This window comes from Rhizobium sp. PDO1-076 (assembly GCF_000247475.1).
Lineage (GTDB): Bacteria > Pseudomonadota > Alphaproteobacteria > Rhizobiales > Rhizobiaceae > Allorhizobium.
The window spans coordinates 1-12,484 of record NZ_AHZC01000036.1 but is presented as its reverse complement, the minus strand read 5'-3'; the positions used below and the strand labels follow the sequence as shown (position 1 = coordinate 12,484).

The 12,484-nt window shown below is 62.3% G+C and carries 12 protein-coding genes; 4 read left to right on the top strand and 8 right to left on the bottom strand.

The features are described from left to right. Together PDO_RS03375 and PDO_RS03370 are read right to left on the bottom strand one after the other, a co-directional pair. The coding region (locus tag PDO_RS03375) for a methylated-DNA--[protein]-cysteine S-methyltransferase (RefSeq protein ID WP_007597825.1) at positions 1-918 on the bottom strand (918 nt) is incomplete at its 3' end. Between the two features lie 67 nt (positions 919-985). After that, positions 986-1,480: a DUF2244 domain-containing protein gene (locus PDO_RS03370; protein ID WP_007597824.1), complete on the bottom strand. Its 495-nt coding sequence runs from the start codon at positions 1,478-1,480 to the stop codon at positions 986-988. Positions 1,481-1,505: 25 nt separating this feature from the next. Here PDO_RS03370 and nth point away from each other — a divergent pair, with 25 nt between their 5' ends. Then, positions 1,506-2,285, top strand: coding sequence for an endonuclease III (nth, locus tag PDO_RS03365; protein WP_007597822.1), 780 nt, complete (start codon positions 1,506-1,508; stop codon positions 2,283-2,285). Between the two features lie 4 nt (positions 2,286-2,289). Here the strand turns inward: nth and PDO_RS03360 are convergent, their stop codons facing one another. The 5 genes from PDO_RS03360 to PDO_RS03340 form a co-directional block, all read right to left on the bottom strand. Beyond that, positions 2,290-3,003 (bottom strand): sulfate transporter family protein, encoded by a 714-nt coding sequence (locus PDO_RS03360; protein WP_007597820.1) that lies wholly within the window; start codon positions 3,001-3,003, stop codon positions 2,290-2,292. Between the two features lie 65 nt (positions 3,004-3,068). Continuing rightward, positions 3,069-3,857: a carbon-nitrogen hydrolase family protein gene (locus tag PDO_RS03355; RefSeq protein ID WP_007597818.1), complete on the bottom strand. Its 789-nt coding sequence runs from the start codon at positions 3,855-3,857 to the stop codon at positions 3,069-3,071. A gap of 21 nt (positions 3,858-3,878) precedes the next feature. Beyond that, positions 3,879-4,541 (bottom strand): exopolysaccharide biosynthesis protein, encoded by a 663-nt coding sequence (locus PDO_RS03350; RefSeq protein ID WP_007597817.1) that lies wholly within the window; start codon positions 4,539-4,541, stop codon positions 3,879-3,881. Positions 4,542-4,659: 118 nt separating this feature from the next. Further along, on the bottom strand, positions 4,660-6,495 hold the full coding sequence (locus PDO_RS03345; RefSeq protein ID WP_007597816.1) for an ABC transporter ATP-binding protein: 1,836 nt from the start codon (positions 6,493-6,495) through the stop codon (positions 4,660-4,662). Positions 6,496-6,541: 46 nt separating this feature from the next. Further along, positions 6,542-7,705 carry a M20 aminoacylase family protein gene (locus PDO_RS03340; protein WP_007597815.1) on the bottom strand — a complete coding sequence of 388 codons (1,164 nt, stop codon included), beginning with the start codon at positions 7,703-7,705 and terminating at the stop codon, positions 6,542-6,544. Positions 7,706-8,023: 318 nt separating this feature from the next. On the opposite strand from PDO_RS03340, the gene PDO_RS03335 reads away from it, so the two are divergent. The 3 genes from PDO_RS03335 to PDO_RS03325 all read left to right on the top strand — a co-directional run bounded on the left by PDO_RS03335 (position 8,024) and on the right by PDO_RS03325 (position 11,728). Beyond that, positions 8,024-9,730, top strand: coding sequence for a peptide ABC transporter substrate-binding protein (locus PDO_RS03335; RefSeq protein WP_007597814.1), 1,707 nt, complete (start codon positions 8,024-8,026; stop codon positions 9,728-9,730). A 74-nt stretch (positions 9,731-9,804) separates the two neighbouring features. After that, positions 9,805-10,815, top strand: a complete 1,011-nt coding sequence (locus PDO_RS03330; protein ID WP_007597813.1) for an ABC transporter permease — start codon at positions 9,805-9,807, stop codon at positions 10,813-10,815. After that, positions 10,808-11,728, top strand: a complete 921-nt coding sequence (locus PDO_RS03325; RefSeq protein WP_007597812.1) for an ABC transporter permease — start codon at positions 10,808-10,810, stop codon at positions 11,726-11,728. The genes PDO_RS03330 and PDO_RS03325 overlap by 8 nt, the downstream gene beginning before the upstream one ends. A gap of 133 nt (positions 11,729-11,861) precedes the next feature. On the opposite strand, the gene PDO_RS03320 is transcribed toward PDO_RS03325, so the two are convergent. Then, positions 11,862-12,484: MBL fold metallo-hydrolase (locus tag PDO_RS03320; RefSeq protein ID WP_007597811.1), on the bottom strand; the 623-nt coding region annotated here is incomplete at its 5' end.

Sequence of the window (12,484 nt, the reverse complement as noted above, 5' to 3'; positions counted from 1 at the left end):
GGGTGAGGGGCAAAGCAGAGCTGGCCGCGATCTCACGCCCGCCCCCTGCTCCCAGCCCAGCATCGCCCGCTTGCGCGTCAGGCCCCAGTGATAGCCGGTGAGCGCCCCGCTTTTGCCCAGCGCCCGGTGACATGGCACGACGAAGGAAATCGGGTTGCGGCCGACGGCGGCACCCACCGCACGGCTGGCCGTCGGCTGGCCGATCTTGTTGGCGATGTCGGAATAGGTGACGGCCTTGCCGAGCGGGATGCTGAGCAGGCTTTCCCAGACCCGGACCTGGAAATCGGACCCGATCAGCACCACCCGCAGCGGTTCTTCCGACAACCAGCGCGCCGGATCGAAGACCCTCTCGGCATAAGGCGTCGTGGCAGCCTGGTCCTCGACAAACTGCGCATTCGGCCAGCGGCAGGCCATGTCGTCGAAACAGGCCTGTTCGCCCCCGAAATCGGCAAAGGCGAGCCCCGCCAGCCCGCGATCGGTTGCCATGACCAGCGCCACGCCGAACGGCGACGGGTGATAACCGTAGCGGATGACAAGGCCGGCACCCTTGGCCTTCCATTCGCCCGGGCTCATCGCCTCATGGGTGACGAACAGGTCGTGCAGGCGGCCGGGTCCCGACAGACCGAGCTCCAGCGAGGTTTCCAGCAAGGGCAGCTCTTCGCGACCAAGCAGCCGCTTGGCATGGTCGAGCGTCACCGCCTGTAAAAACGCTTTCGGCGAGAGCCCGGCCCAGCGGGTAAACGTCTTCTGCAACTGTGTCGGAGACTGACCGAGCCGTTCGGCAATCGTCTCCAGCGACGGCTGGCTCTGATAGTCGAGCGTCAGCATTTCGATCACCTGGCGCACGGTCTCGTAGTCGCCGCCATCCGGTGTGATGTCTGTGCTGCGGGAAAGATCGATGTGCTGCGCAAGTGTCATGGCCTGGTCCTCGTGTCGAACCCGACTTCACCACGACGGGGACCGCGATGCCACCCGTTTCTTGCGCTCAGATCCGCTGTTTTGCCGTTGCCAGCGCGCCGCGAAACGCCTTGGCGAAGCTCTCGCGATCATCGGGATTGAGGAAGGAGCCGATATCGGTGCGCCGTCCTTCGCCGGTCACCTGCATCGACACGATGCCGATTTCCTCGTGGCGGCGCACGAAGAACCGCGCCCAGAACGTATTGAACCGGTGCTCGGTCATGCCTCCTGCCGGGGTGAACTTGCGGATCGAAAGATTGCTGCGCGATACGACGATCTCCTCGCGCGCCCGGCCTGACCGGTAGTTCAACCGGAAGGCACCATAAAGCAGAAGGAAGTCCAGCCCGAAAAACAGGCCGATCGGCCAGGCCCCGGTCGACAGGAAGAAGAGGGAATGCACAAGGCAGATCCCGCCAGTGAGGACGAGAAGCACGCGAAAGCCCTTCGGCCCCAGGGATCGATAGGCCGTCAGTTCCGCTGCAAAAATCGGCGTCTCCGCCGCCTGCTTGACATTGCCTTCCATCCGCCTGCCCGAATATAGATTTCCGATGACCCTTGCGAAGCCGAAATCCAGCACCCAAAGCTTGAAAAAGTCAAATCAACCCGCGCGAAAATCGGCAGCGACAAGCCGTCGCACGGCCTATTCACGCGCCGAGCTCGAGGAGATCTTTCGCCGCTTCTCGGTCCAGCGTCCGGAACCGAAAGGCGAACTGGAGCACGTCAATCCGTTCACCCTGGTTGTCGCGGTCGCGCTGTCGGCCCAGGCGACCGATGCCGGTGTCAACAAGGCGACGCGGGCCCTGTTCAAGGTGGCCGACACGCCGGAAAAGATGCTGGCCCTCGGAGAAGAGAAGGTTCGTGACTACATCAAGACCATCGGGCTTTATCGCAACAAGGCGAAAAACGTCATTGCGCTCAGCCGCATGCTTGTCGACGATTTCGGCAGTGTCGTGCCGAAGACGCGGGAAGAACTCGTCAAGCTGCCCGGCGTCGGGCGCAAGACCGCCAACGTGGTCATGTCCATGGCCTTCGGCATCCCGACCATGGCGGTCGACACCCATATCCTGCGCATCGCCAACCGCATCAGACTCGCACCGGCCAAGACCCCGGACGCGATCGAAGACATCCTGATGAAGATCGTGCCGAAGCAATACCTGTTCCACGCCCATCACTGGCTGATCCTGCATGGGCGCTACTGTTGCAAGGCGCGCAAGCCCGAATGCGAGCGTTGCGTCATCGCCGATATCTGCAAGTCGGCGGAAAAGACCTGTGATATCTCGGCGCCGCTGGTCGAACTGCCGCAGCAGACAATCGGCGGCGTCGAGTAATTCTTTAAACCCTGAACTGCGGATCGCGGGCGCTCAGCAGCTTGTGCAGATGCACCATCAGGCCGGCGGCAAACAGCGGCGTAAGCAAGTTGAGGATCGGCACCGCGAGGAAGCCGGCAATCACCAGCCCGGCGAGAAAGATCGTGCCGCCATGTTTTGCGCGGAACTGCTTTGCTTCCGCAGGTGTGCGAAAGCGCATGGCGGCGAATTCGAAGAACTCCCGCCCGAGCAGATAGCCATTGACCAGAAAGAAGGCGATCAGATTGACGCCAGGAATGAACAGCAGCATCAGCGCCACGAGGTTGCCGAGCACGACGACGCAGAAGAATTTCAGCGAGGTTGCAATGCTGGACAACAGGGGCATGGCGAGACCGGCCGGATCGCCCGGATAGTCGCGTTTTTCGATCACCTCCGCCACATCGTCGAGAAACAGGCCGGCAATGATCGCCGTCACCGACGACATCAACAGCGCCACGCCGAGCGCAAGGCCGATGCTGGCGAGAATGCCGAAGACGAAACTCAGCCAGCCGGCCCAGGCCGGCAGATCGGGAATGAACCCGTCGATCAATGGCATGGCATAGGCGATGAAGGTCTCGCGCAGCGCCAGCCAGAGGGCGACCAGCACCAGCGCCGTCAGCCCCAGCACTTTCCAGAACACGGACCGTGTTTCCGGGGCAGACAGGTTACGGGCGGCAAGCGCTGCGGCATCAAGGATCATCACGGTCTCCTTCGGGATCGGTGCCTGATGTAGGAAAGGCAGGCCGCAACCGCAATGCACAAGTGTCAGCCAAGCCGGTAGAGCGAGGGTCGCCGGTCGGTCAGATAGGGGTTCTGCGCCTTGGCATCGTCATAGGCGCTCAGATCGATTTTCGCCACCAGCAGCGTTTCCCCCGTGCCGGCACGCGCCAGTTCGTCGCCATCCGGGGCAAGGATCACCGAGCGCCCGGTATAGGACAGTTCGCCCTCGTTCCCGCAGAGATCGGCATAGACGAGGAAAAGGCCGTTTTCGAAGGCGCGGGTCGGCACCACCATGTCGGCGACACGCCGGCTGATGATGCCGGCCGGCAACGCGGTGGGCACAAGCACCAGTTCGGCACCGGCCAGAGCCAGCGTCCGCACATATTCCGGAAACTCGACATCATAGCAGATCAGCATACCGGTCTTGATGCCGAAGAGGTCGAAGACATGCGGGCTGTCGGGACCGGCAACGAAGGCCGCGCGCTCGCCGTCGCCATAGAGATGGCCCTTGCGATAGAATTCCAGCGAACCGTCAGGCCGCACCACCACGGCCGAATTGAACACCTGGTCGCCATCGCGCTCGGGAAAGCCGGCGCAGATGGCAAGGCCGCAATCGGCGGCGATTTCAGTCAGCGCGCCGATGATCGACCCGTCGCGTGTTTCGGCGAGCTCTGCAAATCGCGGTCCGAGGCCATAGCCGCTGGTGCCAAGCTCCGGCGTGACCAGAACGTCCGCGCCCATTTCGGCCGCCGCGATCGCCGCCTGGGCGATTTTGCCGATATTGCCCGGCACGTCGCCGGAAATCGGCTGCATCTGGTAGAGCGAGATCAACATGACGGCACCTATGGATGGGAGTTAGAAAAACGTTGCGGACACGAGCAGGATGAACCCCTTCACGATCGCAAACAAGACGCCGGCGACCACCACGAGCGATACCACGAAGGTGACCAGTCCGAACAGGATGCAAAGCCCGTCGCGCTCCAGAATGCCGAACGAGAACAGACAAATGGCAATGGCCGGCAGGATATTGCCGAGCGGGATCGGCAGGGCCAGAATGATCGCCAGGATCAGGCAGAGCAGCCCCGTCAGATACTCCACCGGGGGATAGACGAGATAGGTCATGCGCGGACGCAGCATGCGCTCGCCCCGCGCCAGCCAGGGCGAAATGCGCCGGACGATCGCGGCAAAATCCTCGCGCGTCATCGAACGGTTGGCGATGATCTTCGGCAGCCAGGGCGACTGGCCGAGCATCAGTTGCGCTGCCAGAAAGACCAGCGGCGCGCCGGTGATCGCAGACGTTCCCGGCGGGGTCGGGACGACATTCGGTATCGCGAAGATGAGAAGCAGTGCGCCGAAGGCGCGGTCACCCATTGCGGTGAAAATATCGGCAACCGACACACGCGTCCGATCGCCGTCCTGCGCGATGTCGGACAGGATCTCCGAGAGACGTCGTCCACGCTTGCGATAACTGCCTTCCGGCAAAGGATCGTCGGCGAGCCCGCCATCCGCATCAATCATGCTTCATTCCTGCACTGTCCCGATTGCCTCGTGTACCCGAGACTTATCGCCAGACAATGACGGATGTTGGATTAACGGCGCAGAAAATCGTCAATCAAACCTTGGTGTTCACGGTCCACTACAGCTGCACCAGATGGCCGGCACCGACATCGCGGTATTGCCGCACCGGCGGCTGGAAGCCGAGCGACCGGATCGGGCTCTTGATTTCTTCGGTCGACAGGTTGCGCTTGACCCGCCGCCTTGACGGATCCGGCACCGGCACGGCCGCCATCAGCTTCTTGGTATAGGCATGTTGCGGATTTTCGAACACCGCCTGGCGCGGCCCGATCTCAACGATCTCGCCAAGATACATCACCGCCACCCGGTGGCTGACCCGCTCGACCACCGCCATGTCATGGCTGATGAACAGATATGCCAGATTGAAGCTCTGCTGCAGGTCGAGCAACAGATTGCAGACCTGCGCCTTGATCGACACATCGAGCGCCGAGACCGCCTCGTCGGCGACGATCACCTTCGGATCGAGCATCAGCGAGCGGGCAATGGCGATGCGCTGGCGCTGGCCACCGGAAAACTCGTGGGGATAGCGCGGCATCATGTCGGCGCCGAGACCGACACGCTCCAAAAGGTTGGCCGCCTTCTCACGCGCCTGCGCCTTGCTGCCAAGCTGGTGCTCGATGAACGGCTCCATCACCGCCTGGCCAACGCTCATGCGCGGATCGAGGCTGGCGAACGGATCCTGGAACACCATCTGGATGCTGCGCCGCATGCGCCGCAGCGCCATGCTGTCGAGGGACGCCACATTGTAGCCGTCCATCGAGATCTGCCCGGATGTCGGCTCGACCAGCCGGGTGATCGAACGACCGGTGGTCGACTTGCCACAGCCGGATTCGCCCACCAAGGCCAGGGTTTCGCCGGGACGCAAATCGAAGGAGACATTCTCGACCGCGTGTACGGCACCGCTCTTGCGGCCAAGCAGGCCGGAACGAATGTCGAAACGGGTCGTCATGTTCTTCACTTCGAGGATCGGCCGGTTGGCTTCATTGACGCCGGCAGCCTCGGTCTCGGGCACCAAAGTCTCACCGCTCCTGATATCGATGACCGGGAAACGCATCGGTCGATCCCGCCCGCCCATCGAGCCGAGCTTCGGTACGGCGGACAAAAGCGCCCGCGTATAGGGATGCGCGCCGCGATTGAAGATGGCATCGGTGGTTCCGGTCTCGACCGCCTCGCCGCGGAACATCACGATCGTCCGGTCGGACACTTCCGCCACCACGCCCATGTCATGGGTGATGAACAGCACGGCCATGTCTTCCTCGTCCTGCAGCATCTTGAGGAGATCGAGGATCTGCCCCTGGATCGTCACGTCGAGCGCCGTCGTCGGTTCGTCGGCGATCAGCAACTTCGGCTTCGAGGCGAGCGCCATCGCGATCATCACCCGCTGGCGCATGCCACCGGAAAACTGGTGCGGATAGTCGTCGAAACGGTTCTTGGAATTGGGGATGCGGACCTTGTCGAGCAGCCGCAGCACCTCCGCCTTGGCCTCTGCATTCGAGACATTCTGGTGGCAGGTGATCGCTTCGGCGATCTGTTTGCCGATCGGGAAGATCGGATTGAGGCTGGTCATCGGCTCCTGGAAGATCATCGCGATCTCGTTGCCGCGCACCCGGCGCATCGCCTCTGGCTCGAGCGTCAGCAGTTCGCGCCCAAGCAGTTTGACACTGCCCTCGATCCGGCTTGACGCCGTCGGCAGAAGCCGCATGACCGACAGAGACGTAACGCTCTTGCCCGAGCCCGATTCGCCGACGATCGCAACCGTCTCCTTCGGCGCGATATCGAAGCTCATGTTGCGCACGACCGAGCGCCATTCCGGACCGACCCGGAACGATGTCGTCAGATCGCGCACGGACAACACGGGCGCGATGGCACTGCCGGTTCCAGTTTCCATTTCAGCCATGTCCCGTTCCCCTGTTCTTATGTCGTCGAGATCTGCTGCGGATGGATCAGGTGGCGAGCGCCGTTTCGGCCAGCGTCACCCAGTAGCTGATGCCGTAGGGGATCGCCTCATCGTTGAAATCATAGGCCGAATTGTGCAGGTTCGCCGTATCGCCATTGCCGATGAACACGAAGGCGCCCGGACGCGCTTCCAGCATGTAGGAAAAATCTTCCGCGCCCATGGCCGGCGGGAATTCGTCGCTGACGGCCTGGGCGCCAGCCACTTTGCGCAACACATCGAGTGCGAAGTCTGTTTCGGCATGGTGGTTGAAGGTGACCGGATAGCCGCGGTGGTAACGCACCTCCGCCCTGGCGCCCATCGCCATGGCGATGCCGGTGGCGATCTCGCTAAGGCGTTTTTCCGCCATGTCGCGCAGTTCGGGAAGCAGGGTGCGAACCGTGCCCGAAAGCTTCACGCCGTCCGGAATGACGTTATAGGCGTCGCCGCCGTGGATCTTGGTGACGGTCACGACCACGGAATTCAGCGGATCGGTTTCGCGCGCGGCGATCGACTGCAGCGCGACGACGACCTGGGCTGCCGCCAGCACCGGATCGATGCTCTTGTGCGGCTGGGCGGCGTGGCCGCTGCGACCGTGGATCTCGATGTCGAACTGGTCGGCTGCCGCCATCACCGAGCCCCGGCGCGTGGCAAAGCTTCCAACCTTCATGCCCGGGTGATTGTGCATGCCGTAGACTTCCTTGATGCCGAACGTCTCCATCATGCCGTCGGCGACCATCTCGCGGCCTCCGCCGCCGCCCTCTTCGGCCGGCTGGAAGATAACCGCGATCGATCCGCGAAAATTGCGGGTCTCGGCCAGATATTTGGCCGCACCGAGGAGCATGGCCGTGTGGCCGTCATGGCCGCAGGCATGCATCTTGCCCGGCGTTTTCGACGCCCATTCCTTGCCACTCGCCTCGAGAATCGGCAGGGCGTCCATGTCGGCGCGAAAACCGATTGCCGGGCCCTCGCCGCGACTGCCTTTGATCAGGCCGACGACGCCGGTGCGGCCAATGCCCTTCTTGACGATATCACAGCCGAACTCCGTCAGCTTGTCGGCAACAAAGGCCGCGGTTCCATGCACATCGAACAGCAGTTCGGGATTTTCGTGCAGGTGCCGGCGCCATTCGGCCACCTCCGGCTGGAGTTCGCTGGCGCGGTTGAGAACTGGCATGAAAGACCTCTTTTTTTATCATCGCTCCCGGCAGGATTGCACCCATACTGGCCTGCGAATTTCCCCTTTTGCAAGCCGCAATTTTCGCTCTTGCATGGAAAATAGGCTTGTGTTTACATGGCCTAAATTTTCACCAATCGGACAAGGCCACGCCTTGCCCGCGGCAGCGTCCGTGACCCGTCACGCATCACAAATTGGCGATTTTTTCTATATAAGACAACAAGATAAGCGGTTGACATTTTCCAGCTGGACTGGCCACATCTCGTCCCGGCGCCCAAAGGTGCCGAAGCTCCAACAATAATAAATGGGGAACAGCTTATGAAGAAACTGCACCTTATCCTTGCGGCGTCGGCTGCCGCATTGACCATTTCCGGTGCCCCGGCCATGGCCGATCGCGGCACCGATGGCGACCTCAAGATCATCTTCTGGCAGGCCGTCTCGACGATGAATCCCTACCTGTCCGGCGGCACCAAGGAAGTCTATGGCGCTTCGATGGTCATCGAGCCGCTGGCCCGCTACGACGAGACCGGCGCGCTGGTGCCGATGCTCGCGACCGAGATCCCGACCGTCGAGAATGGCGGCGTCGCAGCCGACCTGAAGAGCATCACCTGGAAGCTGAAGCCGGACCTGAAATGGTCGGACGGCACGCCGGTGACCGCCGAGGACGCGATCTTCACCTGGAAATACTGCACCGCGCCTGACGGCGGCTGCGCCCAGGGCGCCTATTTCGAGGGTGTCAGCAATGTCGAGGCTGTCGACGCCTCCACCATCAAGATCTCCTTCACCGACCCCAAGCCCTATCCCTATAGCGCGCTGGTCGGTGGTCAGTCGCCGCTGATCCAGGCGGCCCAGTTCAAGGATTGCCTCGGTATCAAGGCGCCGGAATGCACGTCGGCCAATTTCGGCCCGATCGGCACCGGCCCGTTTGTCGTCAAGGAATTCAAGCCGAATGACGTGGTGACCTTCACCGCCAACCCGAACTACCGCGACGCCGCCAAGCCAGCCTTCGCAACGGCCACCCTCAAGGGCGGCGGTGATGCCGCCTCGGCTGCCCGCTCGGTTCTGGAAACCGGCGAGTTTGACTATGCCTGGAACATGCAGGTCGAGCCGGAAGTGCTGGCGACGATGATGCAGGCCGGCAAGGGCAAGATCGAGGTTGCCTTCGGCACCCAAGTGGAACGTATCGACCTCAACCCCTTCGGTGTCGATCCGTCGCTCGGCGACAAGCGCTCGACCAAGGAAGCAGGCCCGCATCCGGCCCTAAAGGACCCGGCCGTGCGCAAGGCGCTGTCGCTCGCCATCGACCGCGACATCATCGATGAAGCCGGCTACGGCGACAATGGCAAGCCGACCTGCGACATTCTGCCGGCACCGGATATCTATGTCTCGACGGCGGTCGACTGGTGCCTGAAACAGGATCTCGAAGCGGCCAACAAGCTGCTCGACGACGCCGGCTGGAAGATGGGCAGCGATGGCATTCGCGAAAAGGATGGCGTCAAGCTCTCCTTCCTCTACCAGACCTCGACCAATTCCGTCCGCCAGGCAACCCAGGCGCTGGTCAAGGACATGTGGAGCCAGATCGGCGTCACCGTCGAGCTGCGCAACGTCTCGGCCAACGTCTTCTTCGGCGGCGACCCGGCCTCTCCGGACACGTTCCAGAAGTTCATGGCCGACGTCCAGATGTACACCAACAACTTCGACGGCACCAATCCGGAAAAATACATGGCCGGCTGGATGTGCGACAAGATCCCGAGCCCGGCCAGCGGCTGGCAGGGTGAAAACATCGTCCGCTACTGCAACCCGGAATACGACGCCCTGGTCAAGGAACTCGGCAAGACCGGCAAGCTCGAGGACCGCGCCGTGATCGCCAAGAAGCTCAACGACATGCTGAGCAATGACGTGGCGCAGATCCCGCTGATCCATCGCGGTCAGCCGTCCGCCGTCTCCGCGACGCTGGAAGGCGTCAAGATGAATGCCTGGGACAGCGAACTGTGGAATGTCGCCGACTGGTCGCGCAAGAAATAATGCCGCCTCGCCGGGCCTTGGCAAGACGCCGGGCCCGGCGATCGCATGTCTCGTGACAGCCTGGAGACCATCCGATGTTCACCTTTACGATTCGGCGATTGCTGTTTGCAATCCCGACATTGCTGGCGATCAGCTTCATCATTTTTGCGCTGCTCGATCTTGCTCCCAGCGATCCGCTGAGCGACCTGCCGCTGACCATTCCGCCCGAGGTGCGCGAACAGATCCGCGCCGCCATGGGCCTCGATCAACCCTTCCTCATCCGCTACATGAAATGGCTGCAGCAGTTCTTCATCAATGAACCGCTCAACATCTTCGAACAGCTGACCGGGCTGACCATCGGCACCGGCGAGCGCATGCGCGTCCTCTCCTGGGCCACCCGCAGCCCCGTGGTCGACCTGATCGTCCAGCGCCTGCCGCAGACGCTCTGGGTCGTCGGCCTCTCCTATCTCTTCGGCGTTTTGCTAGCGATCCCGATCGGCGTCATCTCCGCCTATCGCCAGTATTCGATCTTCGACCAGATCGGCACCTTCATCGCGATGGTCGGCTATTCCGTTCCGACCTTCTTCACCGGCGTGCTGCTGATCGTCGTCTTCTCCTCCTGGCTGCAATGGTTCCCGTCGATCTACGACACCAATCTGGTCGTCGACAGCTGGTCGAGTTTTGTTATGCAGGTGAAGCAGATGTTCCTGCCGGTGCTGGTGTTGACGCTCTACAACACCTCGCAGATCAGCCGCTTCGTACGCGCCTCGATGCTCGACAACCTGCATATGGACTATGTGCGCACGGCCCGCGCCAAGGGCGTCAAGGAAAAGGTCGTGCTCCTGGTACACGTCCTGCGCAACAGCCTGATCCCGGTCGTCACCGTGATCGCACTTGGTGTTCCCACCATTTTTTCCGGTGCCATCATCACCGAACAGGTGTTCCGGGTGAACGGCCTTGGCCAGCTGCTGATCACCGCGATCCAGGGCGCCGACATCCCGCTCGTCCAGACGCTCACCTTCATCTTCGCGGTGCTGATCGTTCTCTTCAACCTGATTGCCGACGTTCTCTACGGCATCCTTGACCCGAGGATTCGCTATGACTGATGCGGCCATCCCGACAACGCTTGCGACACGGCCGAAGAGCGGCAATTTCTGGCTGCTGCTCTGGCGCCAGTTCCGCGCCCATCCCGGCGGCGTCGCCGGCCTGATCGTCTTTTCCTTCATCGTGGTGGCGGTCTATGTCGGCCCCCTGATCCACACGATCGACCCCAACAAGATCGACATCAAGGCGAAAAACCAGGGCCCGTCACTCGCCCATCCCTTCGGCACCGACAATCTCGGCCACGACATGCTGGCCCAGGTCATGGCCGGCGGGCAGATCTCGCTTGCCGTCGGCATGACCGCCATGTCGCTGGCACTTTTGGTCGGAACGCTGGTCGGCGTGCTCTCGGGTTACTCGAAGAAGCTCGACGGCCCGCTGATGCGCGTCACCGACCTCTTCCTGGCTTTGCCGCTGCTGCCGCTGCTGCTGGTGATCATCATGCTGTTTCGCGACACGCTGCGCGCGGCCTTCGGCCCGGAGACCGGCATCTTCATCCTGATCGTCTTCGTCATCGGCATCACCAGCTGGATGCACACCGCCCGCATCGTGCGCGGCGACGTGCTGGCGGTAAAAAGCCAGGAATTCATCTTGGCGGCCAAGTCGAGCGGCATGCGCGAATACCGGGTGATCCTCAAGCACATCCTGCCGAACGTCATGTCCTCGATCATGGTCTCGGCGACGCTCGGCATCGCGTCGGCCATCATCACCGAATCGGCCCTGTCCTTCCTCGGCCTCGGCTTCCCCTCGGACTTCCCGACCTGGGGCCGCCTGCTGTTCGACGGCGCCAACTTCCTGCAGATCAACCCGTCCCGCGTTCTCTGGCCGGGCCTGGCGATCTCGCTGACGGTGTTGAGCGTGAACTATATCGGCGACGCGATCCGGGATGCGCTGGATCCGCGGGCGCTGAAGCATTGATGGGGTGTTCGGTGCACAACGTCAAAAGGGGCGCTTCGGCGCCCCTTTTGACGTTTGGCAAAGTTGAAGTGGTCGCGGCAGCTTCATGCCAATCGGCGACCCCGCTCGACCACGCGACCGCCGGGAGCGGACCTCAGGTCTGCAAGGCCCAGTCCGCAACCTCCCAGCGCATCTGCCCACGGTCGGCGACGACACGACCGAGGCCCGGGAAGGGCATGTGCGTGGCGGCGATGAGCGCGCCCTCCGCAGCGGCTTGCGGGAAAAATCGGTCGCGCATCGCCTTGGCCGCTGCCTGGTCCTGCTCGAACAGGAAGAACACATTGGTTGCGGCGGGATGCACGACCGGAAAGATCATGTCCGAAACCATGATCAGGCTCTTGCCGTCATCTTCGATCCGCACGCCGATATGGCCGGGCGTATGGCCGGTCAGGTCAACGATCGAAACGCCCCTCACGATCTCGCGCTCGCCGTCGATCGCCTGGAGTTTTGGATAGAGGCGCACAACCTCATCCGCCATCGTGAAGCTGGTCTGGAGAAAATCGGGCGCGCCGCTGCGCTTGGCCGGATCGGTCCAATGCTTGACGTCGCGGCGATCGATATAGACTTCCGCATTGGGATAGTTGTTCTTGCCCCCAAGGATCAGTCCGCCCATGTGGTCCTGATGCATATGCGTCACGATCACCGCGTCGATCTGGTCGGGTTGGAGACCGAGCGTACCGAGCGCCATGGGCAGTGCACCGGTCTGCCCGATCGAGC

Bases quoted from the DNA above. Each gene is read 5' to 3' on its own strand.
- PDO_RS03370 (WP_007597824.1), bottom strand. From the start codon at position 1,480: ATGGAAGGCAATGTCAAGCAGGCGGCGGAGACGCCGATTTTTGCAGCG.
- nth (WP_007597822.1), top strand. From the start codon at position 1,506: ATGACCCTTGCGAAGCCGAAATCCAGCACCCAAAGCTTGAAAAAGTCA.
- PDO_RS03360 (WP_007597820.1), bottom strand. From the start codon at position 3,003: ATGATCCTTGATGCCGCAGCGCTTGCCGCCCGTAACCTGTCTGCCCCG.
- PDO_RS03355 (WP_007597818.1), bottom strand. From the start codon at position 3,857: ATGTTGATCTCGCTCTACCAGATGCAGCCGATTTCCGGCGACGTGCCG.
- PDO_RS03350 (WP_007597817.1), bottom strand. From the start codon at position 4,541: ATGATTGATGCGGATGGCGGGCTCGCCGACGATCCTTTGCCGGAAGGC.
- PDO_RS03345 (WP_007597816.1), bottom strand. From the start codon at position 6,495: ATGGCTGAAATGGAAACTGGAACCGGCAGTGCCATCGCGCCCGTGTTG.
- PDO_RS03340 (WP_007597815.1), bottom strand. From the start codon at position 7,705: ATGCCAGTTCTCAACCGCGCCAGCGAACTCCAGCCGGAGGTGGCCGAA.
- PDO_RS03335 (WP_007597814.1), top strand. From the start codon at position 8,024: ATGAAGAAACTGCACCTTATCCTTGCGGCGTCGGCTGCCGCATTGACC.
- PDO_RS03330 (WP_007597813.1), top strand. From the start codon at position 9,805: ATGTTCACCTTTACGATTCGGCGATTGCTGTTTGCAATCCCGACATTG.
- PDO_RS03325 (WP_007597812.1), top strand. From the start codon at position 10,808: ATGACTGATGCGGCCATCCCGACAACGCTTGCGACACGGCCGAAGAGC.